Origin of the sequence: Methylotuvimicrobium sp. KM2 (assembly GCF_038051925.1) — a bacterium.
Taxonomy (GTDB): domain Bacteria; phylum Pseudomonadota; class Gammaproteobacteria; order Methylococcales; family Methylomonadaceae; genus Methylotuvimicrobium.
Genome location: NZ_CP150634.1, coordinates 4617775 through 4640681 on the forward strand (window position 1 = coordinate 4617775; position 22907 = coordinate 4640681).

Here is a 22907-nt window from a genome sequence, read left to right on the forward strand (position 1 = left end):
AACTCGGTTTTAAACGCAAGCAACTATTCAAGATGAGAATCGACAGAGCGTTTTCTATTCTATTGCTTTTGTTGCCTTTGAACGTTTACGCGGCAAGCGCCGTCGATTTGTTTTCCGCCGCGGTCGGCGGTAATCAAGCCCGAGTCGAAGCGCTTCTGGCTCAAGGCCTCGACGTCAATAGCGCGACTCCCGGCGGGCGCACCGCATTGATGGGCGCGAGCTTCGGCGGTAATGCGCGGATTGTGCAAACTCTTTTGGCTTATGGCGCCGATGTGAATATGGCCGATAATACCGGAACGACGGCGTTGATGGATGCATTGATTTTCAGTCATGAAAATATCGTTAACTTGTTGATAACGGCAGGCGCCGATGTCAATGCCAAAGACAATCAAAATATAACGGTATTGGGCCGAGCGAAAAAAGTCGGTAATGAGCGCATCATCAAAATCCTCGAGCAAGCAGACGCTCAGGAAGCGCCGGAAGTCCAAGAAACGGAGCCTGCGGATGAAGAAGGCGAAGCGCCCGCGGAAGAACAAGAAAAGCCTGAAGAATAGTAGTGTTCAATCGAGATTTTCGTAAGCAATTAACGCTATACTTCCCTACTAAGGATTTGGTCGTAAATAACTTCCCTATTTTAGGGAGGGTTCGGTTGCTCGATTGGCAGGTGTCGGCGGCAGGGAAAGCCGCCGTCAAGCCTACAAGGACGTATTCACCCAGCACCTAAATTCCATAGCCCGTTGGCTATGGTTGATCATCTTGGATAATTTAGGTGCTGGGTTCACGGCGTCCTGCCAAGCGAGTTACCGAACCCTCAACAAAGCTGATAATTCCAGGGCGTTATTTATCACGAAATCCTAATCCCAAAATCTAAAGGAGCGCGGCATGACCAAAATCCCCGTTAAATCGCCTGTTGTCGAACTGGATGGCGACGAAATGACCCGAATCATTTGGCATTTCATCAAGCAAGAATTGATTCTGCCCTACCTGGACTTGACGATCGACTATTACGATTTGAGTATTCAACAACGCGATGCGACCGAAGATCAAATTACGATCGATGCCGCTCATGCGATAAAAAAACACGGCGTCGGCATTAAATGCGCGACGATCACGCCGGACGAAGGGCGTGTTCAAGAATTCAATCTGAAGAAAATGTATAAATCGCCGAACGGGACGATACGGAATATTCTCGACGGCACCGTGTTCCGAGAGCCGATCATTTGCCGAAACGTACCCCGGTTGGTCCCGAATTGGACGCAACCGATCTGCATCGGCCGTCACGCCTTCGGCGATCAATACCGAGCGACCGATTTTTTAACGAAAGGCAAAGGTACGCTGCGCATAAGCTTTACGCCGGATGACGGCGGCGAAGTTCAGGATTTCGAAGTCTATCATTTCGAAGGCGACGGCGTGGCCCTGGCGATGTACAACACCGACGAGTCGATCGCGGGATTTGCGCGCAGTTGTTTCAATGTCGCACTGGATCGCGGCTGGCCGCTGTACTTGTCGACCAAGAACACGATTCTGAAAAAATACGACGGCCGCTTCAAGGATATATTCGAAGCGGTCTATCAGGCCGAATACAAGGATCGTTTCGCCGAGCAAGGCATCACTTATGAACATAAGCTGATCGACGATATGGTCGCATCGGCATTGAAATGGAACGGCGCATTCGTCTGGGCCTGCAAGAATTACGACGGCGACGTGCAATCCGATACGGTCGCGCAAGGTTTCGGTTCGTTGGGACTAATGACTTCGACCCTAGTGACGCCGGACGGTCAAACCATGGAGGCCGAAGCCGCGCACGGCACAGTAACGCGGCATTACCGCATGCACCAACAAGGCAAAAAGACCTCGACCAACCCCATAGCATCGATTTTCGCCTGGACGCGGGGCCTTGCATTTCGAGGCAAGTTGGACGGCAATCAGGCCTTGATCGATTTTTGCGACACGCTTGAGAAGGTTTGCGTCGAAACCGTCGAAGCCGGGCAAATGACCAAAGACCTGGCGCTGTGCATTCACGGTGACGAGTTGAACGACTCGCATTATTTGACTACCGAAGACTTTTTAAACGTGTTGCGAACGAATCTGGAGCGGCGCCTGTCAACATGAGCCGATCGGCACTGATAAGCCTTGCGGTGATCGGCGCTATCGTTGGCGCTTATTATTACGCGAAACGACCCAAGCCGGTCGAAGTCGAAGTTTATGTCTTGACCGAAGGCGAGGTTAAGGCGACCGTGTCGAATACCCGCGTAGGCACCGTAAAGGCTTGCCGAAGATCCTATCTGGCCCCGGCCACCGGCGGTCAGGTGGCAGCCTTGCATGTCGCGGAAGGCGATGGCGTCAAACAGAATCAATTGCTGCTCGAAATCTGGAATGATGATTTGAAGGCGCAAGTCGAGCTTCAATCGGCACAAATTAAAGTCAATCGGGCCAATGCCGAACAAATTTGCGAGCTCGCCGCCGGCGCGAGCCGCGAGGCCGACCGGCTGATCAAGTTACAACGCAGCAAACAATTCGTTTCGGTCGATATGGTCGACAAGGCCGTGACCCAGGCCAAGGCGCAACAAGCCAATTGTCGGTCTGCCCGCATTAACGTCGAGGCCGGTATTGCGAATTTGAATGTCGCCAAGGCCGCCGTCGAACGCACGATAATACGCGCGCCGTTCGACGGTGTCGTCGCTGAAGTCAACGCTGAAGCGGGCGAATTCGTCACGCCGTCGCCGCCCGGCATTCTCACGCTGCCGCCGATCGATTTGCTGGATCTCAGTTGTTTGTATATCTCGGCGCCGATCGATGAAGTCGATGCCGCACATATTAGAACCGGGATGCAGGCTTGCGTGTCGCTCGATGCGTTTAGCGGCGAGCGTTGCTCCGGCAAGGTATCGCGCATCGCGCCTTATGTCTTGGAAAAGGAAAAGCAGGCGCGCACCGTCGAAATCGAAGTCATATTAACAGACCCGAAGGATCTTGAAGGCTTGATGCCCGGTTACAGCGCCGATGTCGAAGTGCTGTTGGCGCGTAAGGACAGCGCCTTGAGACTGCCCGCCGAAGCGATTCTAGGCACCGAACGGGTTTTGTTGATAGGAGCCGAAGGCGTTCTTGAAGAGCGCCGCTTCGAGCCGGGCTTGGCGAATTGGAATTTTACCGAAGTCGTGTCGGGGCTCGACAAGGGCGATCGGGTCGTGTACTCGGTAGGCCAGGAAGGCATCGAACAAGGCGTTGCGGTACGCGAAAAGCAATGATTCGCCTGGAAGACATTCATCGGTACTTTCAAGTAGGGGAACAGACGGTGCATGCGCTCGACGGTATCGATCTGACCATTGAGCACGGCGAATACCTATCGGTGATGGGGCCGTCGGGTTCCGGGAAGTCGACCTTATTGAATGTGATCGCGCTGCTGGATCAGCCTAGTTCCGGTCGCTATTTTTTAAATGACCGGGATATTACACAGTACAGTGATGACGAATTGGCCAAGGTGCGGCGCGAAAATATCGGCTTCGTATTCCAATTTTTTCATTTGATCCCACGCCTTACCGCCGCCGAAAATGTTGAAATGCCGATGATGCTGGCCGGAATCGACCGCAAGGAACGGCAACAGCGAATCGAAACAGCCTTGAAGCAAGTCGGTTTATCCGATCGAGCCGGGCATCGGCCCGATCAATTATCCGGCGGCCAGTTGCAGCGCGTCGCGATCGCCCGCGCGATGATCATGAATCCCGGCATTCTTCTGGCCGACGAGCCGACCGGCAACCTCGACAGCAAATCGGGCGCCGAAATCATCGATCTATTGGAGCGACTTAACGAACAAGGCGTGACTATGGTGGTGATCACGCACGACCAAGCGATCGGCGGGCGGGCCAAGCGCAAGATTCGTATCGTGGACGGCAAAATTGAAGCCGAAACGTGAATCGTGACTTTATCGGCTCATATCATTCCGGAACCAGCCAATCGACAGACCAAGTCCCCGTTCCATCCGTAAGTCTATCGTTCAGCCAAGGCAGTAATTCGCGGGCCTGGCTTTCCAATTGCCAAGGCGGATTGATGAACAACAAGCCCGATCCGGTCATGCCCAATTCCTCGCTGTCCGGAAGCACACAGTGTTCTATTCGCAATTGTTTCCTGATGCCGGTTTCCGCAAGTTCCACCATTAAATTATCGACCGTTTCCCGGCGAATCACAGGATACCAAAGACAATACAAACCGGTGCTAAAGCGCCGGTATGCTTTTGCGAGCGTTTCAACCACACGGCTGTAATCCTCCTTCACTTCATAACTCGGGTCGATAAAAATCAATCCTCTTTTTTGTACCGGAGGCAGTTTTTTCATTAGCTTTTTTAAGCCATCCTCTTGAGCCACGCTGATTTGACGTTCGTTACGGAAGCGTTCTTGCAAGAACGCAAAGTCGCTCCCGTGCAGTTCGCTAAGTTGCATTCTGTCTTGAGATCGCATCAGCGCTCGGACAAATTCCGGCGACCCGGGATAATGGCTTAGTTTATTATCGGTGTTTAACGAGCGAACTCCAGTAAAATAACTATCGAGCAAAGGATGAGAGGTTTCGTTGGGATATAGACGTCCAATGCCTTGACGGTATTCGCCGGTTTTTTCGGCAAAGGGCGACTGCAAAGAATAGGCCCCGGCGCCGGCATGTGTGTCGATATAAACGAAGGGTTTGTCTTTTTTCTTGAGTTCTATGATCGTCAAACAAAGCAGGCTGTGTTTGAGGACATCGGCGAAATTGCCGGCATGAAATCCGTGACGATAACTGAGCATGGTTTTGGTGTCGCACTAGAAATTTTAATGAGGCGGGAATGCATGCCGATTTTGCCTTGGCAGCCACGGTATGGATCCCCACGGAGGACCGTGGGAACCAGAAAAATAGATTCGGCGCCATCCCTGGCCGCCGGATTCCGGCGATCCCTTACCGGACTGCCGCGTCTTCCGTTGACAGCGATGTCAATGAGCCGGTCAAAGCGCCGGTTTAGGCCTTTATAACGCGTCAGATACTTGACGATGATAATAAGGCCATGTTTTGACATGCAAATGCTTGCGGATTGGCGTTTTGATAACCGATACGCATAATGCAATCGAAAATAGGCACCAAACAGCGGCATATTCGTTCGGGTCAGTCGTGGTCAGGTCGGAAACGAACGGCCCAATCAAATAATGGAATCCGACAAAACGCCAAGATCCGTAAAGTAACGGCAGGTAGAAAGACACCAATATGTAAGTAAAGGCGTGCAAACCCCAATCGAAACCGAACAGCCAGCTTTGCGGCCCGGACATCAGGCCGTTCAACGGCATTTGCCAGGCGATATGCCAATCGCCGGATACCGAACAGGTAGCCGGTCCGCAAAATCCTTCGATACCGATTTGGCATGACCCTGCCCAATCGAAAGGAAACATTTTAACTAGCATCGCTAACGAGCCCATCGCGCAAATCGTATAAACAGTCGTGCGAATTTTTAATTTGACGCTTTCCGGAATGAAATACATCGCGACCATATTAACAAAGAATGGCTGAAACGCGATGTGAACATAACCAAAAAGCGTCAATATCTGATTATTCGGGTTGTCGCATAGATTGATATAAACATAAGTTGCCGCTTGCAGGAGTTCCATCAATGCAAAATACACCAAGGGAATCCACAATTCGTTCGATTCACCTTTCCTGGCGACATAAACCGCCGTCGACAGCCCAGCGGCCGCCAAAACGGTCGATGCTTCTCCACTCCAACACATAATTCCTATCCTCTTTAGTTATAGTTATACAGTGCCCCGGTTAAGAGGCATTCTCTAATTATGAACAATTAATCATAAAGACAACGAAAAAGCAGGGAGTTGTTTTAGAGTTAGTTAACGAATTACAACTCAAATGGTTTTCAACTACGACCAGTTTTCCTGCAATTGTTTCTTCTTACGTTGCCTTTTGATATTGTTTTGGCTAAATCTTCATAAGTACGAAGCTAAAACCGTGCGCGTGATTATATTACAAAGGTTCCGGTTTATTGATTTCATTCGAAAAAAATTATCGCTTTTAAATCCGGGAACCAGACAGCAAAAGGCTAGGAATGCGTCTAAACTTTAGGTTCGGAAAAATTAGAAATATTGAGTCAGTAGAAAACGGTTGGCCGTTAGCAGGGAGTAGACTTTATTCGACAAGGATACGACGGCTTTCAAAATTCCGCTAACCGCTAACCGCAACGGGAACGCATCAATCAACCGCTTATGACATCTTTAAAAATAGAAGATCTATCGATTTTACTGGTCGAACCTTCCTCGACGCAGCTTAAAGTCATCATCAAACATCTTAAAGAAGAAGGGATTGCCAACATTGAAGGGGCGGATTCGGGTGACTCGGCTTTGACGATATTGTCCGATTATAAGCCCGATCTAATTATTAGCAGTATGTATTTGCCGGACATGACGGCTGCCGAAATGATTGTCAAAATCAAAACCAATGAAGAACTGAACGACGTTCCGTTTATGTTGATATCCAGCGAGACGCGGATTTCGGCATTGGACCCGATCCGGCAGGCTGGCGTCGTGGCTATTTTGCCCAAGCCCTTCGATCATGATAATTTGAGAAGAGCCTTACGATCAACGATCGAATTCATCGAACCGGAAGAACTCGAGTTGGATAATTATGCGATCGAAGCCTTGCGCGTCTTGGTGGTCGACGACAGTTCGATGGCGCGTAAGCATATCGTTCGGGTGTTAAATAACATGGGGATTACTCAGATTACCACGGCCAATGACGGCAAGGCGGCCGCCGAGTTATTTCAAGCGACTGGCGAGGCCTTCGATTTAATCGTGACCGATTATAATATGCCGGAAATGGACGGCATGGAATTGATCAGCCATATCCGAAACGACCGGCAAAATACCTTCATCCCTATTTTAATGGTCACCAGCGAATCGAATGAAACCCGCTTGAATCAAGTTCAGCAAGCCGGTGTATCGGCGATTTGCGACAAGCCCTTCGAACCGCAAAACGTTAAAGAAATTTTATTCCGGGTGTTGAACGGTTAAGGCCTGGCGCGTTTTTTTTCGGTGAACAGCGGGGGCCATGTTCGCGTTAGCAGTTGAAACGGTTCTTTTTCCTACTAAATAAACCATTTAGTAAATAGTCAATGATTGCTTTCCAAAACTCTGAGCGTGGGAGATGGTACGATTACTCGCCTGACAGGACGCCCCGAGGCCGAATTTTCATCCACGATGAGTATAAATAACGACTGACCCGAGCTATTCGGACGTAATTATTCAGACCCACAAGCAAATTAAGGCAATAAGCCTGGGAGCGAGGGCGTCTAGTCCGCTAGGCTGTCGAAATTTACTGATTTTCAATTCAGAAAAAATCACTGTTTTATGGATTTTGAAAAAATAACTGACTTTTATAATTGCCAATCAGATTAATCATGCTGAAAACAAAACCCAAGACATACAAAATTTTAATCGTCTTATGGTTATTGTTGTTTTCAACGGCCAACTGGGCGGCATCCGGAAAGAGAATCACCGTGGCAGTGTTAGGTGACAGTGCCACGCAAGGCGTCTGGGCCAATTCAACCCTGGGCAGCCCAGGTCTGGATTTTTATTTAAGCGTCAGCAAGGCCATAAATCGCCTGGAAAGGTTAAGACCTGCTCAACTGGTTTTGATCCAACAACCAGAAAGCAATCTCATGGCTTATAGTCGTTTGATGGAGCGAAAATTTAAATTTACGGCAAACACTCAGCTTTCTGCCACGGCGGGTAATCAAAGTTATTCGTTTGCCACCCGCTTAAAACAACACACGAACAGATCTGTCAGAATCTTGAATGTCGGCTTTCTGGCCGGATCCTATAAATTCAGCCGACATCAATTGCGCCGATTGAAAAATAAATTGGCAGGCAGAAAGCCGGATTACATTTTGGTGAACTTCAATATCATCGATGCCGTGTCAGGCGATACACCTGATAGATTTAAAATCAATGTCAAAGGTTTTTTCAACACATTGATCCGGCGTTATCCTCGCAGCCAGATTATCGTGACGCCGCTGCAAGATTTATCCCCCATGTCGGCACTAGCTGATATCGTTAGTATTCCTGCTTTTATGGGCTTGCCGGCAACGACATGCCGAGATATTCAGCTACGCGCTTATGGGTTTTTTAAATCGCTGTACTCCGACCCGGCGGAAATGTTGAGGTTACAACAAAACGTCGCGGATATGAACCAGCTGCTTTCAGACGAAATCACCAAAATACGAAACCGACAACTATTCTACTCAGCCTTTCAGGGCAAAATCGCTCTCACAGAGAATTTGCCTCAGATGAATCAAGACTGGAAAGAATACTTAGCCGCTGATTGTGTACACCCCAATTTAAAAGGTCAGGCCATAATCGGGGATATGCTATGGGATGCTTTTGTGAGGGAGTTAAGCGATTAGCAAAACGTTTTCAATGTGTTGATTCTGAATGCGGATTTGCCAGCCTATAAAATTGCAACCGACTTTAGACAGTATTTTTTTTCGATGTCAATTTCACCTACTTTATCGGGCGACGTTCGAAGGAGTAAGCACCTCAAGCATGAGTCCCTGCATACCGGGCGCAGTGACTAAGATAGGATCAAAAAGCTTCACCGGATGACGGAAAGACGGTTGCTATTCGAGATCAGCAAGGCTAAAAATGAAGCGATTTGGGCTCGCAGAGTTACGCAGTGCAATATTCGCGCATCAACGCTAAATCAAACAATGAGCACTTTGATATTTTATATATTGGATTTAAAACAAACCTATGATCGCTCGTTTCCAAGCTCTTTGCTTGGGAATAATGCATTACTACTCCCTTTATGGCCAAAAAATGGCTAACTTTATAAAGGCATGGTGTGTGGCTAGCGAGTAGTCGGCAGGGAAAGCTGCCGCCAAGCCCCATGGAAGGGTTTACCCACATTGGCGCCAACTTAAGTAACGTTCATGAAGGCCCGGCAATCGCCAGGCAAATGAAAGTGCAAACTGTGGTGGATGCGGTCACTCGCCCGATAGGACGCCGTGAATACGTCCATGTAGGCTCGGCGGCGGCTATCCCTGCCGCCGACGCCTGTCGGTCGAGCAACCGCACCCTCCTCGGAACCGGTGTTGTTTTTCATAAAGCGGCAAATGCACCATAGAATGAACGCTAAGTTGGCGCTTATGGGGTTTACCCATTGCCTAAATTCCATAGTTTATTGGTTATGGTTAACTATCCGGGATAATTTAGGTGCTGGGTAAATACGTCCATGTATGCTCTATGCCAGCTCCATGCTGGCAAAGCCTTTATCGAGCAACCCGAGGCATCCTCCGGCACTGCCGAAATTTGAAGCGCGAAAGGTATATTAGACGGTTTTTCGATCAAAAGGGAAGTAAATTGAAGACATCTAATGCTCCTTAATATTTGCACAATTCCAGGCGACAATAGGCTATCGCGTGACGGGGTAAGCTTATGCGCCAATCAATAAGAATAAAATTATTTCTGACCTTTTTAATGACTACCTTGTTGGTTGTTTCGGGGATGTATGCGTTCATGCGCTGGTCTTTGGATCGGGGTTTTAACGAATTTATCAAATCGAGACAGCAGGAACGCGTGACGGCAATGATCGAAATGCTTGGCGATTATTATGCCGAAGAACAAGATTGGGAAAAGTTGGCCGGCAACAAACAGTTGTGGATTCATTTATTGTGGCAAGCCGATCATCGCCGTCATCGCCCGCCACCTATTTTGATCGAGCAGGCGCAAAGCGAACCGCCCGGTTATTGGCCTCCAGCTATGCCGGAAGATTCGATGAGCCGGCGTTATACGCCTTTGCAGCTCCGCGTCATGCTGTTTCGCGCCGATCGTACGATCATATATGGACGCGCCGGCGCCGTCGAGCAGTTGGGGGAATTGGAGCCTATCCGTTACCGGGACGGTATTGTCGGGTATTTGGGAATTTTGCCGGGTAAAACGCCGAGCCAACCCGGCGAACTGCGATTTATCGAGGGTCAGGCTAAGGCCTTCGTCTGGATTGCCTTACTGATGATATTGCTCTCCGCCTTTTTGGCCTGGCTATTGGCTTATATGTTGGGACGGCCACTAAAACGGATAACCACGGCGGCGAAAGCGCTTGCCATCGGTCGATACGATGTAAGGCTTCCTGTCGAATCGTCCGACGAACTTGGCTATTTAGCGCGCGATTTTAACGAATTGGCAACGGCGTTGGAACGGTCCGAACAATCGAGACGGCGCTGGGTCGCCGATATTTCCCATGAATTGCGTACACCTTTGGCAGTGTTGCATGGAGAATTGGAGGCCTTGCAAGACGGAATCCGTCCGCTGACAGCCGAAGCGGTCGATTCGCTGCTTGGCGATGTCATGAGACTGAATCGTTTGACGGAGGATCTTTATCAATTGGCGCTTTCAGATCAAGGCGCGCTTAGCTATCGCAAGCAAAGCCTCGATCCGATTCCAGTGCTGCAAGAGGATGTCGCCGCCTTATTGCCGGAATTCGATAACCGGCAAATCCGCTTGCAGTTGCTGAATCGTCTGACCAAAACCGTGCGCATTCATGCCGACCCGGACCGATTGTCGCAACTATTCCGCAACCTATTGAGCAACAGCGCCAAATACACCGATGCCGGCGGTTGTTTGAAGATCAACGTCATGCAAAAAAGCGGTTTGTTGCTGATCGAATTCGCCGATAGCGCACCCGGCGTTCCCGAGCAGGAAATAGGGCATTTATTCGATCGCTTTTATCGAGTCGAAAGTTCCCGCAGCCAGCATCATGGGGGCGCAGGGCTAGGTCTTGCCATTTGCGCGAATATCGTCCATGCGCACAACGGTACGATGACAGCCGGGGAATCAAAATTGGGCGGGCTTAACATCCGTATTGCGCTACCGTTATTATCTTAAGAAAGTATCATCCTAAAATCGGCAGTTTAACCATGAAGCAATTCAAGAGCTTGCCTGAGTATCCCCGCCAACCTATTGGGTGAGCGAAAGTTTTATACGAACGCGTAACAAGTTATTGAGATAGCTTCTTATTCTTCATGATCTTCATGGTGTAATGTTTTTTCTAAGTTCATCCACGGTCTCCATGGTGGTTGATAATGGGCGGCTTTTGATCCGAGGATATTATTATTTTATGAACCGTATCTTGATTGTCGAAGACGAACTCAAATTGGCTCGTCTGGAGGCGGATTATTTACATAATGCCGGTTATGCAACCGAATGCCTCGATGACGGTCTTAAAGTAGTACCCTGGTTGAAACAAAATCCGGCGGATCTCATTTTGCTGGATTTGATGCTGCCGGGAAAAGACGGTTTGGATATTTGCCGCGAAATTCGAACCTTCAGCACCGTGCCGATCATCATCGTGACCGCACGTATCGAAGAAGTCGACCGCTTGTTGGGGCTTGAATTAGGCGCGGACGATTATATTTGTAAACCGTTTAGTCCGCGCGAAATGGTCGCGCGCGTCAAGGCAGTCTTGCGCAGGTTGCAACTGCAAGAGGTAAGCGGTTTTGACCGTCCGATATCGCTCGTGCCGGAAAGTTTTCGGGTCCGGGCGGGGCATAAGGAAACCGAATTGACTGCGGTGGAATTTCAATTGTTGCAGGCCTTATACGATCAACCCGGACGAATTTTTTCGCGCTCTAAATTAATGGATTTGATCTATCAGGACCAACGCATCGTTTCCGATCGGACGATCGATAGCCATATCAAGAAGTTGCGCAAGAAATTGTCGGACCTGTTACCGGGACATGAGTTAGTCCACTCGGTTTACGGTGCCGGTTACCGTTACGAACTACAGGTTAACGGTGAGCAGTAAGCGGTTAGTAGTAAAAAAGGGAATAGGGTAAATCTCTATTTTTATCTCGGCGTTAACGGCAAAAGAGAGTTTTGAATTTTTGCCTTTGTCATGCACTTTCACAATGTTTCCATAATTGCTGCAAATTGTTTACGCATTTGGCGTTTATATTAATCACCAAGAACGGAGATAAACCGTTCTGTTATCACCAACCCAAAGAGGATAAGATCATGAACAAAAAAATCATCGCAATCGCAATCGCATTGGCACTTCCGTTGACTGCAGCCGCATTCCCTCCGGGTGGAGGTAGAGGCGATATGGAAGGCCGCCACGGACAAAGAATAGAGCGCTTGACCAAGGATTTGGACTTGACTGAAGAACAACGCACACAGCTGGAATCCATCTTCAAGGAACAGCATGAAAAATACAGAGCGATCCACGAAGAAACCCGCGGCCGTATGCAGGAAGTGCTGAATGAAGAACAAATGCAAAAAATGGAAGCGTTAAAACAGCAGCGCCATGAAAAATGGAAAGAAAAACGTCAAGAGAGACGTCAGGAAAGACAGGAAAGAAAATCCGGCAAAACTGTCGACGCACAATAAGCGGAACGACTTGATCTTCTAAGCAATAGACAAAGAACACGGCTGAGAAGGCAAGTATCGACGGACAAAATGCAACCGCAAGCCAGGGACGGGTAGCGGTTTCGCTCGGTACCACGGGGAGATCGTTATGAAAAGTCTAACAAAAATAGCTGTCATGGCTATCAGTGCGATGCTATTGATGAATAGCGCCGTCTATGCTCAAGATCATCGGGCTCGGTCGAGCCGGCACAGTTATTCGAAACAACGGACCGCGCCGCAGCAAGTACAGCGATCACGCATATATTCGACGCCTCGGCAACGCTACACGCCGGCGCCGCCCTATCCGCATTATTATAAACCCGGTTACCGAACTAGACCTTTGCCTCGCGGCGCATCCAGGATAGTCATCGATCGTTCAAGTTATTATTTTTATGACGGCTTTTATTATCAGCCGTTTCAATCCGGCTATATCATCGTCGATGCACCGATCGGCGCGATTATAACCACATTGCCGAGACTGCATCATCAAGTGATGTGGCGAGGCTCACCTTATTTTGTCGTAGGCAATACGTTTTATCGTAGGCACCCGAGAGGCTACATAGTCGTCAATAATCCAGGCATTGCGCTCTGGCGATGATCCCAAACTCAAACTAAATATTCGGTTCCCCTATTTGAAAAAGAGGGCTAGAGGAGATTTTATAAATAAAATAATATCTTCCAATGCCACTTTTTCAAGGAGGAGGCCAATAATTACGCCTGAATTGCGTTAATTTTCCAGCGGGGTCCTGATTACTTACATTTCAAATACAAAGAACAAGGAAGGCGCGAAATTTAAGGTACGCCCTGCCTACGTGTTCTTCTTACTCCCTTTTGATCGAAAAACCGTCTAAGGATAAAAGATATGGGATCTGTCTATCGAGGACCGCCGTGAACCCATATATGGGGGCTTGACGGCAGCGATCCCTGCTGCCGACATCCTCGCTAGCCACCCCCACACCTTCATTAAGTTAGCCATTTTTTGAGTATAAAGGGAGTAGTGGCCGATTTCGGCGAGAGGCTTATGGAGCGTTATATTCAGGCATCGCCTAGGGCGGCCTCATCGATATAAACATCGACGCCGGCTTCCGGCCTGATTAATGCGACCGGCAGCACTTCTCCTTGGCGCCATAGCTTGACGGCTTCTTGCTTGCCGGCGCCGGTCACTAAAAACAACACCTGCAGGCTATTACTCAGTGTTTTGGCGCTCAAAGAAACCCTTTCCGGCGGCGGCTTCGGAGAATTGAAAACGACATGTACCGTCTCATCGTTTGAATGAACATGGCCTGGAAATAAGCTCGCGGTATGCCCATCTTCGCCCATGCCTAACAAGACCATATCGAATCGCCCGGCCAGTTCGATTGTTGTGCGGTAGGCTTCGGCCGCTTTTTCCGGGCCGAGTTCGGCCGGCATCGTATGGATTTGTCCGGCAGGAATAGAAACCTTATCCAAAAATACTAAGGTGGCCATGCGGCTATTGCGCTCGGCATGATCGACCGGTAAGCATCGCTCGTCTCCGTAATAAATATGCCAGTTACTCCAATCGGCCGAGCTTTCAGCTAACAATTGATATACCTTTTTGGGCGTGCTTCCTCCCGCCAAGACCAATTTGAAGGCGCCTCTTGCCTCGATGGCTTGTTCGGCGGCTGCAAGGATCTGCTGTGCGGCGGAAGCGGCAACTTTGTCCGCTGTCGCAAACGAATGCCAATGGATTTTTTGCATAATGATAAGTCCTCTTGCTGTATAAATAATGAGTAAATTGTATCAGTTCCTTCACGCGGAGCGGGTTATTTAACCCGCTCCGAACGTTCCGATTTGCTTGGACTACGGTCGAAGCGTTTAGGACGGGTTTACAAATCTTGTCCCGGTAAGTTGGAACTTGGAAGTCGATGGTCCCTCAAACTTAATTTTTGGGGGAAAAGAAAAATCAGAATCTGAAGAACGGCGCATGTTTTCGAGCTTAAAGTATGAACCTTTTGTGCAGTAAGTTTCGAAATCAAGTGCGAAATTAACCCTTTTTAGACTCGGAAGCTCCGGCTTCCTGAACAGGTTACCCAAGCTGGAGCTTGGGTAACGGCATATCTTAGTTTTTGCGACTACGATTGGTCCCTGCTCGGACACTTGGCTTCGGCAAGCTGAAGCATCTTGCTAATCAGGAATTATATTGATGTTTATCATCTCGTCTACTCAAACAAGCCGCCATTTTTGTTTCGCACGTCAAATTTCAGTAATGCTCGGGGCTTAATTTGATCTACGAGGGGTATAATCGGCCGTATTTTGATAATCTAGGACACTTTTTCTCTCAAGAGTCGGCTGAATGAATGCAATTTATTTGATGTTAATAGGCTTGGCCGCCATGGCGCTGGGGTATTTTGTCTACGCTAAATTTATCTGCGAAAAAATCTTTAAAGTCGATCCTAAGTTTCTGACCCCGGCCCATGAATTAAACGACGGTATCGATTATGTACCGACCAACAAATATGTATTATGGGGGCATCATTTCACCTCGGTAGCCGGAGCCGCGCCGATCATCGGTCCCGCTATAGCCGTAATTTGGGGCTGGGTACCGGCTTTCGTTTGGGTTGTTTTAGGCACCATCTTCTTTGCCGGCGTGCATGACGCCGGCGGCATCTGGGCTAGTAACCGAAATCAAGCCAAATCGATCGGCTCATTGACCGGCGACATTATCGGTAAACGCGCCCGCAGCTGTTTCATGATCGTGATTTTTTTGTTGCTGTTGATGGTAAATGCCGTGTTCGCGGTCGTCATTGCCCGCCAGTTAATTAGTTTTCCCAGCGCGACGATACCGGTTTGGGGAGCTATCGTTGTGGCGCTGATTATCGGCCAACTAATTTATCGCCGCTCCATCGGCTTGATGAGCGTAACACTGTTAGGCGTCATTGCGCTGTACGCAATGATTTATGTAGGCGCTAAGTTGCCGTTTTCATTGCCTGAGCAAGTAGCTGGTTTAAACGCCAACCAAAGCTGGATCATTATCCTATTCGCTTATGCGGCGATCGCTTCGTTATTGCCGGTATGGGTGTTGCTGCAACCGAGAGATTACATCAACGGCATTCAACTGTTCATCGGGCTGATCTTGTTTTACGGCGCGGTATTGGCTGCAGGCCCTGAGATTGTTGCTCCACCATTCAATACCGATTTGCCGGAAGGCACGCCCTCGATCGTTCCGATTTTATTCGTTACCGTTGCCTGCGGTGCTATTTCCGGTTTTCATGGCTTGGTGTCGAGCGGCACGACGTCCAAACAGTTGGATAAAGAGCCTGACTTGCGTTTCGTCGGTTATTTCGGCGCGGTCGGCGAAGGCGCATTGGCATTGTCGGCCATCATTGCGACGGCTGCGGGCTTCGCTACCTTGGGCGACTGGCAGGCGATCTATTACAGCTTCGGGCAAGGCGGCGTCGGTGCGTTCATCCAAGGCGGCGCGAATATTCTGCGGCAAGGTCTAGGGCTGGATAACGTTTTGGCGGAAACGCTGCTGACTGTGATGGTCGTCTTGTTTGCCGGCACCACAATGGATACCAGCTTGCGTTTGCAGCGCTATATCTTTCAAGAATGGGGCGTGATTTACCGGATCGGTTGGCTGCAAAAACCGCTGCAGGCGACATTATTGGCGGTCGGTTCATGTTTGTTGCTGGCTTTCGGCGTCGGCGGCGACGGCTCCGGAGGCCTGTTGATTTGGCCGTTATTCGGCACGACCAATCAATTGCTGGCCGGATTCACGCTGTTGGTGATTACCGTGATGCTGGTAAAGCGGGGCCGGCCGATGTGGTATACCTTGGCGCCGCTGCTGTTTTTGCTAGTCATGACCACGCTGGGCTTGTTGATACAACTGAAAAGCTTTTATAACCAACAAGACTGGTTCCTGCTATCGCTCGACATCGTGGTATTGATCGCCGCCATCCTAATTTCGCTGGAATCGAGCTGGGTACTCGGCAAACAAATCAAAGCCAATAAAGCGGAGGCTGTCAACCGATGAAATTGAGCGATCTAAAAGCCTTGTTCGACCGGGCCGATCATTGCGCGGAAGAGTTCTATAACGCCCCCTATCGGGCGGCTATCGCCCGTGCTCGACGCGAGCAGGACGACCTCTTTATGTTGCTGGTGTTCAGCGAAATGATGGGCGTGCCCAATCCCGTCAGTTATTACACACTAGAGCTACAGCCCATCCTGCTTGAACGTTTTCACGATTGGCATCAACGCATGGGCATGGAGCATTCGCCGCTGGACCATATCAAATGCTGTTGACGCGATGAGTCACCTAACCGATAAGCGTATTCTGTTGGTCGGCGGCAAGGGCGGGGTCGGAAAAACCACGGTGTCCTCGGCGCTGGCCTTACTCGCGGCCCGGCGCGGAAAAAAAGTGCTGCTGGTTTCGACCGACCCGGCGCATAGCTTGGCCGATGCATTCGGCTGCCGGATCGGCGACAACATTACCCGTCTGATAGACAATATCGACGGCCTGGAATTGGACCCCGACCGCGAAGTGGATCAACACCTAGAGCGGGTGAGCGCCCAGTTGAAGCGGTTCACCCGACCGGAAATGTACGGTGCGATCGAAAAACAAATGCGCTTGACCCGTCAATCGCCGGGCGCGCAAGAAGCCGCGATGCTCGAACGCATTGCCAACACCCTAACACTGGGGCTCAAGGAATACGATCTGACGATTTTCGACACGGCGCCGACCGGTCATACCTTGCACTTATTGAGCCTGCCCGAGGCCATCGCGGCTTGGACTCAAGGCTTGCGGAACGCCAATCAACGGTCGGAAAAATTGGCAGAAGTTCTCGAGCACTTAACGCCCAAAGCCGGACGCGACATCGATAATCCGCTGTCCGACCCAAAAGAACATGCCACTGCAGGCATGGACGCACGCACCAAAGCCATCGCCGAAACGTTGCTGACCCGGCAGCGCTTGTTGCAGCGAACCCGTGAACTATTTCAAGACAGCGAGCAAACAGCCTTGCTGTTTGTTTTGACGCCCGAAAAACTGCCGATACTCGAAACCATCCGCGCGGTAAAAGCCTTGCGGCAAGAAAAGCTGCCTCTAACCGGCTTGGTCGTCAACCGCATATTGCCGGAAGACGCCGGCTGCGATTTTTTAGCGCAACGCCGCCGGCAAGAAAAAATACATCTACAGCAAATAGACCAAGAATTCGCCGATCTACCGAGGTACCCGATTCCGCTGCAGGCAACCGACATACAGGGAATAGAAGGGCTGAACAGTATGGCGGATTTATTAAAAAATGCGGGGTTATGACGATATTCTTCAATCGGTTTATTGAGGTGGTTGCGGGTGAACCTAGAAAAGAACCTCACCATTACGGTCATGAAGAATAAGAAGCTATACCGTAGATCAGAATTCGGCACCGGGGTGCCCGTCAAAGGACGCCGTGGACACGTCCATCTAGGCTCTATGCTGGTAAAGCCTTTGCCGAACACCCCGGCGCTTCCCTTAGGTGCTGCCGAAATTTAAAGTGTGAAAGGTATAAATTGTTTTTTCAGGTCTCGATACTGAAATTCGTAATCTTTCAGCTTTGCCGTGTAAACTCTTTTTTACTCATGGACGTGAAATTACGTATTACCTCTCTAGCGGAATGGCGCGTTTTTTCCTTAAATTGATGCCTATGCTATGGGCACGATCCCTCGGCGGGAAAGTATGCAGACTGCAGATACTCAAGGCTCATCTTGTATTCTGATGAACACGGCAAAACGGGGAGTTCCTTTATCGGTGTAGCCTTGATGACGAAAGCTAATAAGGCTGCCCAGAGGCGGCGGGTCTTCTCTTTCCCGCTGGCTGAACCCGGTTCCGATGTAAAATTCTTTACCGTTTTCGGCTCGGACTTTAAGAGAGCCCATCTTGCCGGTAAATTGTCCTTTGCCGGGTCGATAACCGATCACGACCGCTTCCGCATCGTCGTAAGGTTTTAATTTAAGCAACCGATTGCTGCGTCCATGTTGATAAAGACTGTCTTGATGATGCAGCATCAGACCTTCGCCGCCCTCGTCCACGATTTGATCCAGCCTTTGCTTTAATTCGTCGGAGGATGCGACCCGAAATTGCTTGATGAAATTAAGATACGGCGTATGCTGTTGCAACGCCATGTGCTGCATTGCGGCGACCCGCTCTGAAAAGGGTTTCGGGTTGTCTGGCAAGTCGAAGACCATTAATTTAATTTTTTTCCAATCGGAATGAGGGGCCTTGCGACTAACGATGGAAACGGTCTGCTGATATTGACCTCTCGCCAACCATAATTCGCCATCTAGCGTTACAGAAGGAAAGTCCTCGATGAACCAGTCTGGCGCATGGAATAGGTGGCCGTTTTTAGAAATCAGTTGTTTTCCGTCCCAGCGTGCCCGGATCCCATCAAGCTTTTCGCTGACCCAATATTCCGTGGCATCGATCGACGGATCGAAATCTCTGGCCTGCATGATGCCCGGTTTTTCAATGGCCGCAGCGATTGAAACAAACAAATATACCAGGATGACCAGCAAGCGGGCAAATTTGAAATGATTAGTATTGTTCATGCTGTTTCCTCCGTAGAGTAGTCGTTATGACAAAAGCCTAATGAAAAAAGGGCCGAAAAAAGGATGCAGGTTTAATTATGCCTTTCGCACTTCAAATTTCGGTAGTGACAGAGGAGGTGCCTGGGTGTCCGTCCGATAAAGGCTATGCCAGCATGGAGCTGGCATAGAGCCTACATGGATATATTCACCCAGCACCTAAATTCCTAAGCCTTTTGGCTATGGTAGATATCTTCCATAATTTAGATGCTGGGTTCACGGCGTCCTTTAGCGGCTTGTTTGTTTTCAAACGATGAGAATAAAAAGGGGGTTAAATTAATAATTCAAACTATCCTCTTTTTGAGTTACTTGACACAGAGCAAAACAACGCCGACGTCAGCCGGCGTTTTTTGGATTGCAGTTTACTTTTGCTTATTTAGAAACTGTAATCGTATGTTTAGCGGTTTTATTCGATGTATCGGTAGCAACCGCTTCAATGATATAAGTGCCTCGTCTTTCTTTGTTGGTATTCCAATTATGAGACAATTGATTACCGTCCACTGAGCTCACCAGGCTGCCGTTAATAAACAGTTGGATATTAGCCACAGCAACGTCGTCTTCCGCCGAAACATTTATTTTAACTACTCGTGATACTCGGCTACCGTCGGCTGGGTCGCTGATTGCTACGGTTGGAGGCGCGATATCTTCAATCACTTCTTCGATAGGCTCATCAACGACTTCTTCAATCGTATTTTGGACCGTTACATTAACACCACTTGAAACCCCTTCATTACCTGCCGCATCGATCGCGGTTGCGCTCAAGGTTACGGAACCATCTGGGACTTGATTGGAATCCCAGCTAAATTGGTAAGGTGCGGTCGTATCGGTACCGACATAGAAACCATTGGCATAGAGCGACACTTCGCTTACACCGACATTATCGGTGGCATTGACCTCGACTTCAACCAATCCGCTGACGGTATTTCCCCCCGTTGGCGAGAAAATATTGACTGAAGGGGCGTCGCTATCGACAGTGACATTCCCCATGCTTTGCGCCATTTCAACCGCTACGGCGGCATTGATGCGGCCGTGACCATAGTATGGGTGGATATCGCCAGCGATTTTATCGGCCGAGGATTTCAAAATTTGCTCGACTTCATCGGGCGTTAGTGTTGGATTCGCGCCCTGAATCAGGGCAATCACGCCTGCAGCCACCGGTGACGAAAACGATGTGCCGTTCCAACTACCATAACTGCCGCCGCGCGTAGTGGTTTGAATAGATGATCCCGGCGCCGCAACATCGATGAACGCGCCGTAGTTCGACCAGGACGTTTTGTTATCGGAGCTATCGGTTGCCGAAACGCTGATCATGTAAGGGTTATCGTTGAAACCCGGATCGACGCCGTCATTGCCCGCTGCAACGACTACAAGCCCGCCTTTGCTGCGCATGTATTGTGCGGCATTGGTTACCGCAGAACTGTTGGAGACCCCGTAGCTGATATTCGCGACATCTGCGCTTTGATCGGCCGCCCAGTTCAAGCCACGAGCAATATCGCTCCAATAAGCCCAACCATCACTACTGTTGGTAATGCGAACCGGCAATATTTGCGCATTCCAAGCGACGCCGGCAACGCCGTTAGCGTTATCGGTTGTGGCGGCCGCCGTACCCGCTACCGCCGTGCCGTGTCCATGTACATCAGAACTGTTGGTGCTGCCGTCGACCGCATTCCAACCGGGCAGCATTTTGCTGGATAAGTCAGAGTGCGCGCTATCGACACCGGTATCCAAAATAGCAATCACGGTGTTGTCGGCTTTTGTTGAGCTCCAAGAGGTTGGCGCTTGAATTTTGGGTAAATGCCATTGGTTGCCGTAACGCGGATCGTTGGGCGTCGTCAAGCTGAGTTCGACCGCCATATCGAGCTCTGCGAATTCGACATGAGGATTTTTGGATAATGCCCGAATAACGGCTTGCTCGGTTTGGGGAGGTACAGAGATAACATGCACTCCGATGTTACCGATTATCTCTTTTTTTTGGCCTTTATTGCGTTTCAGAATTTTGTCGAACTCGCTGTCCGATAACCCGGCTTTCGGTTTGACCAGAATTTGGCCTTCTTTCCAAGGCTTGTCGGGGGCTGCATAAGCCGTTCCGCTTGCGCCACCGAATACGCCGGCAATCAATACCGCCGCCAAGGCTTTGGAAATTTGAGTTGGTTTGAATGTGTTTTGATTTTTTTGACTTCTTCGGCTGTTAGAGTTCATGACCCCACTCCTTAATTTATATTTTAAAGGTCCGAAGGAGTTCCTTGAAGCTGAATATAAATTAGCGTAGATTTTGCGCTGCGCCAATTTAGCAACCCCACTGTCATAGGAAAGACTCCGTTAGACTGGAAACTTTGCGTCACCACCTTTCGATGGCTTTGCCCTTTTATGATTTTCGATTGACTGGAGCTTCTAAAAGCACTTTAAAAGCTTTTTTCGTTCCGGTTGAGTTACAGTGTATAAATTTCAGAAATAATTGATGTGATTTGCTTGGAAAAAATTTATTTAGAGAAATCATCTTGTTATTGTTAATATCGATTCAGTGATTTAGTAAGCACTTTTAAGTTGTCCATTACGACTCCCCTACAAAAAACCTTTTGAGTTTTAGCCATTCGTTCATCTTTAATTAAGCGCAATGGCCGACAGTGCATAGATTAAATCGCCAAAGAAAGAAATTTCTTTTTAGGCGAGTTTTTGTCAGTAAAAGATTACACAAGAAGTCTTATTTTGACCTTAATTCAGATAAGCGCTTGGCCTAAGTTCAATAACTCTCTCCATAGACAAACTCAGGGTTGATCAACAGCAAATCCGCCCATTTAAAGTATACTTGACGCCTATCATTTATTCGGTTTAAAAACGACGTGCTTCGCTTACTTAATTTGCTCGCCAATCTTTTTCCTTTTTGGGTCATCGCCTGCAGCGGTTTAGCATTATTTTTTCCTGCTTGGTTTACTTGGTTCAGCGGTCCAATGATCGTTTGGGGCTTGGCTATTATCATGATCGGCATGGGTATTACGCTTAGCTTCGAGGATTTTCGACGTGTAACGCGCACGACTCGACCGGGTTTAATCGGAGTCGTTGCTCAATTTGCCGTGATGCCGCTTTTGGGTTGGGCCATAGCTTATGGGTTTTCGCTCAATCCGCAATTGGCGGTCGGCCTGATACTGGTGGCTTGCTGCCCCGGCGGCACCGCATCTAACGTGGTTAGCTACATTGCTAATGCCGATGTCGCGCTATCGGTATTGATGACGATGTGCTCTACATTCGCCGCTGTTGTCATGACGCCGCTATTGACTCACTGGCTAGCCGGTGCCTACGTTCCGGTGGATGCTTGGAGCTTATTCTTCAATACTCTACAGGTGGTAATTCTGCCGGTTTTGTCGGGTATGTTGCTGAATCGTTATACGCCTCGCCTGGTTCAGGCCGTAACGCCTATCGCACCGCTCGTTTCAGTGATGGTCATCGCATTGATTTGCGCAAGCATCATTGGCGCGAATGCAAGCACGATAAAGGATTCGGCTTTATCTTTATTGAGTGCGGTTGCCTTATTGCATCTAGGCGGATTTACAATCGGCTATGCAATGGCTCGCTTGATGAAGCTTGAAGAAAAAGCAGCCCGCACAATTTCAATCGAGGTAGGCATGCAAAACTCTGGCTTAGGCGCGGTACTAGCCCAATCCAGCTTTGCACAAATGGCTCTTGCGCCAATTCCCTCTGCCATTTCGGCAAGTTTTCATTCGATCATCGGCAGTATGCTGGCAGCCTGGTGGCGTATACGAAAGACTAAAAGATAGGTGTGAATAATGCCGGAGAGATCCTTGTTTTCGCATATTCCAGTATCGACTTATGAAGGTGGGCTTTATCAGTAAGATAGGCTTTTGCTTTTCGGCAATTGCGGAATTTCAAGGGTGGCGTAAATGCTAAATGCACGAG

Annotated in this window: 20 protein-coding genes and 1 riboswitch; of the genes, 14 read left to right on the forward strand and 6 right to left on the reverse strand. The window is 49.2% G+C overall.

Features of this window, described 5'->3' with window-relative positions; all coding sequences use genetic code 11:
• The first annotated feature begins 32 nt into the window (after positions 1–32).
• From WJM45_RS19535 to WJM45_RS19550, 4 genes are all read left to right on the forward strand, one after another.
• Positions 33–554, forward strand: coding sequence for an ankyrin repeat domain-containing protein (locus WJM45_RS19535; RefSeq protein WP_341326688.1), 522 nt, complete (start codon positions 33–35; stop codon positions 552–554).
• A gap of 328 nt (positions 555–882) precedes the next feature.
• The gene (locus tag WJM45_RS19540) at positions 883–2112 is read left to right on the forward strand and encodes an NADP-dependent isocitrate dehydrogenase (RefSeq protein WP_341326689.1); all 1230 of its coding nucleotides are present in this window, start codon (positions 883–885) and stop codon (positions 2110–2112) included.
• On the forward strand, positions 2109–3245 hold the full coding sequence (locus WJM45_RS19545; RefSeq protein WP_341326690.1) for an efflux RND transporter periplasmic adaptor subunit: 1137 nt from the start codon (positions 2109–2111) through the stop codon (positions 3243–3245). The genes WJM45_RS19540 and WJM45_RS19545 overlap by 4 nt, the downstream gene beginning before the upstream one ends.
• Positions 3242–3910: an ABC transporter ATP-binding protein gene (locus tag WJM45_RS19550; RefSeq protein ID WP_341326691.1), complete on the forward strand. Its 669-nt coding sequence runs from the start codon at positions 3242–3244 to the stop codon at positions 3908–3910. The genes WJM45_RS19545 and WJM45_RS19550 overlap by 4 nt, the downstream gene beginning before the upstream one ends.
• A 22-nt stretch (positions 3911–3932) precedes the next feature.
• Here WJM45_RS19550 and rlmJ read toward each other — a convergent pair whose 3' ends face one another.
• Complete coding sequence (gene rlmJ, locus WJM45_RS19555) at positions 3933–4772, reverse strand: 23S rRNA (adenine(2030)-N(6))-methyltransferase RlmJ (protein ID WP_341326692.1); 840 nt, start codon at positions 4770–4772, stop codon at positions 3933–3935.
• A gap of 216 nt (positions 4773–4988) precedes the next feature.
• Positions 4989–5741, reverse strand: coding sequence for a DUF5765 domain-containing protein (locus WJM45_RS19560; RefSeq protein ID WP_341326693.1), 753 nt, complete (start codon positions 5739–5741; stop codon positions 4989–4991).
• Between the two features lie 486 nt (positions 5742–6227).
• On the opposite strand from WJM45_RS19560, the gene WJM45_RS19565 reads away from it, so the two are divergent.
• Together WJM45_RS19565 and WJM45_RS19570 are read left to right on the forward strand one after the other, a co-directional pair.
• Entirely contained in the window at positions 6228–7031 is an 804-nt protein-coding gene (locus WJM45_RS19565) for a response regulator (protein ID WP_341326694.1), read from the forward strand.
• Between the two features lie 386 nt (positions 7032–7417).
• Positions 7418–8422 carry an SGNH/GDSL hydrolase family protein gene (locus WJM45_RS19570; protein ID WP_341326695.1) on the forward strand — a complete coding sequence of 335 codons (1005 nt, stop codon included), beginning with the start codon at positions 7418–7420 and terminating at the stop codon, positions 8420–8422.
• A gap of 512 nt (positions 8423–8934) precedes the next feature.
• Here the strand turns inward: WJM45_RS19570 and WJM45_RS19575 are convergent.
• Positions 8935–9120, reverse strand: a complete 186-nt coding sequence (locus WJM45_RS19575; protein ID WP_341326696.1) for a hypothetical protein — start codon at positions 9118–9120, stop codon at positions 8935–8937.
• Between the two features lie 332 nt (positions 9121–9452).
• Between WJM45_RS19575 and WJM45_RS19580 the strand changes: the two genes are divergently transcribed.
• The 4 genes from WJM45_RS19580 to WJM45_RS19595 all read left to right on the forward strand — a co-directional run bounded on the left by WJM45_RS19580 (position 9453) and on the right by WJM45_RS19595 (position 13014).
• A complete protein-coding gene (locus WJM45_RS19580; protein ID WP_341326697.1) occupies positions 9453–10898 on the forward strand; it encodes an ATP-binding protein in 1446 nt (481 codons plus the stop codon).
• A 232-nt stretch (positions 10899–11130) separates the two neighbouring features.
• Positions 11131–11817: a response regulator gene (locus WJM45_RS19585; RefSeq protein WP_341326698.1), complete on the forward strand. Its 687-nt coding sequence runs from the start codon at positions 11131–11133 to the stop codon at positions 11815–11817.
• Positions 11818–12026: 209 nt separating this feature from the next.
• Positions 12027–12398, forward strand: a complete 372-nt coding sequence (locus WJM45_RS19590) for a hypothetical protein (protein ID WP_341326699.1) — start codon at positions 12027–12029, stop codon at positions 12396–12398.
• A 127-nt stretch (positions 12399–12525) separates the two neighbouring features.
• On the forward strand, positions 12526–13014 hold the full coding sequence (locus WJM45_RS19595) for a DUF6515 family protein (protein ID WP_341326700.1): 489 nt from the start codon (positions 12526–12528) through the stop codon (positions 13012–13014).
• Between the two features lie 437 nt (positions 13015–13451).
• Here WJM45_RS19595 and pgl read toward each other — a convergent pair whose 3' ends face one another.
• On the reverse strand, positions 13452–14135 hold the full coding sequence (gene pgl, locus WJM45_RS19600; RefSeq protein ID WP_341326701.1) for a 6-phosphogluconolactonase: 684 nt from the start codon (positions 14133–14135) through the stop codon (positions 13452–13454).
• Between the two features lie 595 nt (positions 14136–14730).
• Between pgl and WJM45_RS19605 the strand changes: the two genes are divergently transcribed.
• From WJM45_RS19605 to WJM45_RS19615, 3 genes are read left to right on the forward strand one after another with little or no spacing between them, the layout of a single operon-like run.
• Positions 14731–16410, forward strand: coding sequence for a carbon starvation protein A (locus WJM45_RS19605; protein WP_341326702.1), 1680 nt, complete (start codon positions 14731–14733; stop codon positions 16408–16410).
• The gene (locus WJM45_RS19610) at positions 16407–16679 is read left to right on the forward strand and encodes a cory-CC-star protein (protein ID WP_341326703.1); all 273 of its coding nucleotides are present in this window, start codon (positions 16407–16409) and stop codon (positions 16677–16679) included. Before WJM45_RS19605 ends, WJM45_RS19610 begins: the two co-directional genes overlap by 4 nt.
• A 4-nt stretch (positions 16680–16683) precedes the next feature.
• Positions 16684–17691, forward strand: a complete 1008-nt coding sequence (locus tag WJM45_RS19615; protein WP_341326704.1) for an ArsA family ATPase — start codon at positions 16684–16686, stop codon at positions 17689–17691.
• Between the two features lie 416 nt (positions 17692–18107).
• Here WJM45_RS19615 and WJM45_RS19620 read toward each other — a convergent pair whose 3' ends face one another.
• Both WJM45_RS19620 and WJM45_RS19625 read right to left on the reverse strand, forming a co-directional pair.
• Positions 18108–18959, reverse strand: a complete 852-nt coding sequence (locus tag WJM45_RS19620) for a DNA ligase (protein ID WP_341326705.1) — start codon at positions 18957–18959, stop codon at positions 18108–18110.
• 408 nt (positions 18960–19367) lie between these two features.
• Entirely contained in the window at positions 19368–21194 is a 1827-nt protein-coding gene (locus WJM45_RS19625) for a S8 family serine peptidase (protein WP_341326706.1), read from the reverse strand.
• 87 nt (positions 21195–21281) lie between these two features.
• A riboswitch (cyclic di-GMP riboswitch) is annotated at positions 21282–21367 on the reverse strand.
• 468 nt (positions 21368–21835) lie between these two features.
• Between WJM45_RS19625 and WJM45_RS19630 the strand changes: the two genes are divergently transcribed.
• The gene (locus tag WJM45_RS19630; protein WP_341326707.1) at positions 21836–22768 is read left to right on the forward strand and encodes a bile acid:sodium symporter family protein; all 933 of its coding nucleotides are present in this window, start codon (positions 21836–21838) and stop codon (positions 22766–22768) included.
• Positions 22769–22907 lie beyond the last annotated feature (139 nt).

Bases quoted from the DNA above. Each gene is read 5' to 3' on its own strand.
- WJM45_RS19535 (WP_341326688.1), top strand. From the start codon at position 33: ATGAGAATCGACAGAGCGTTTTCTATTCTATTGCTTTTGTTGCCTTTG.
- WJM45_RS19540 (WP_341326689.1), top strand. From the start codon at position 883: ATGACCAAAATCCCCGTTAAATCGCCTGTTGTCGAACTGGATGGCGAC.
- WJM45_RS19545 (WP_341326690.1), top strand. From the start codon at position 2,109: ATGAGCCGATCGGCACTGATAAGCCTTGCGGTGATCGGCGCTATCGTT.
- WJM45_RS19550 (WP_341326691.1), top strand. From the start codon at position 3,242: ATGATTCGCCTGGAAGACATTCATCGGTACTTTCAAGTAGGGGAACAG.
- rlmJ (WP_341326692.1), bottom strand. From the start codon at position 4,772: ATGCTCAGTTATCGTCACGGATTTCATGCCGGCAATTTCGCCGATGTC.
- WJM45_RS19560 (WP_341326693.1), bottom strand. From the start codon at position 5,741: ATGTGTTGGAGTGGAGAAGCATCGACCGTTTTGGCGGCCGCTGGGCTG.
- WJM45_RS19565 (WP_341326694.1), top strand. From the start codon at position 6,228: ATGACATCTTTAAAAATAGAAGATCTATCGATTTTACTGGTCGAACCT.
- WJM45_RS19570 (WP_341326695.1), top strand. From the start codon at position 7,418: ATGCTGAAAACAAAACCCAAGACATACAAAATTTTAATCGTCTTATGG.
- WJM45_RS19575 (WP_341326696.1), bottom strand. From the start codon at position 9,120: ATGAAAAACAACACCGGTTCCGAGGAGGGTGCGGTTGCTCGACCGACA.
- WJM45_RS19580 (WP_341326697.1), top strand. From the start codon at position 9,453: ATGCGCCAATCAATAAGAATAAAATTATTTCTGACCTTTTTAATGACT.
- WJM45_RS19585 (WP_341326698.1), top strand. From the start codon at position 11,131: ATGAACCGTATCTTGATTGTCGAAGACGAACTCAAATTGGCTCGTCTG.
- WJM45_RS19590 (WP_341326699.1), top strand. From the start codon at position 12,027: ATGAACAAAAAAATCATCGCAATCGCAATCGCATTGGCACTTCCGTTG.
- WJM45_RS19595 (WP_341326700.1), top strand. From the start codon at position 12,526: ATGAAAAGTCTAACAAAAATAGCTGTCATGGCTATCAGTGCGATGCTA.
- pgl (WP_341326701.1), bottom strand. From the start codon at position 14,135: ATGCAAAAAATCCATTGGCATTCGTTTGCGACAGCGGACAAAGTTGCC.
- WJM45_RS19605 (WP_341326702.1), top strand. From the start codon at position 14,731: ATGAATGCAATTTATTTGATGTTAATAGGCTTGGCCGCCATGGCGCTG.
- WJM45_RS19610 (WP_341326703.1), top strand. From the start codon at position 16,407: ATGAAATTGAGCGATCTAAAAGCCTTGTTCGACCGGGCCGATCATTGC.
- WJM45_RS19615 (WP_341326704.1), top strand. From the start codon at position 16,684: ATGAGTCACCTAACCGATAAGCGTATTCTGTTGGTCGGCGGCAAGGGC.
- WJM45_RS19620 (WP_341326705.1), bottom strand. From the start codon at position 18,959: ATGAACAATACTAATCATTTCAAATTTGCCCGCTTGCTGGTCATCCTG.
- WJM45_RS19625 (WP_341326706.1), bottom strand. From the start codon at position 21,194: ATGAACTCTAACAGCCGAAGAAGTCAAAAAAATCAAAACACATTCAAA.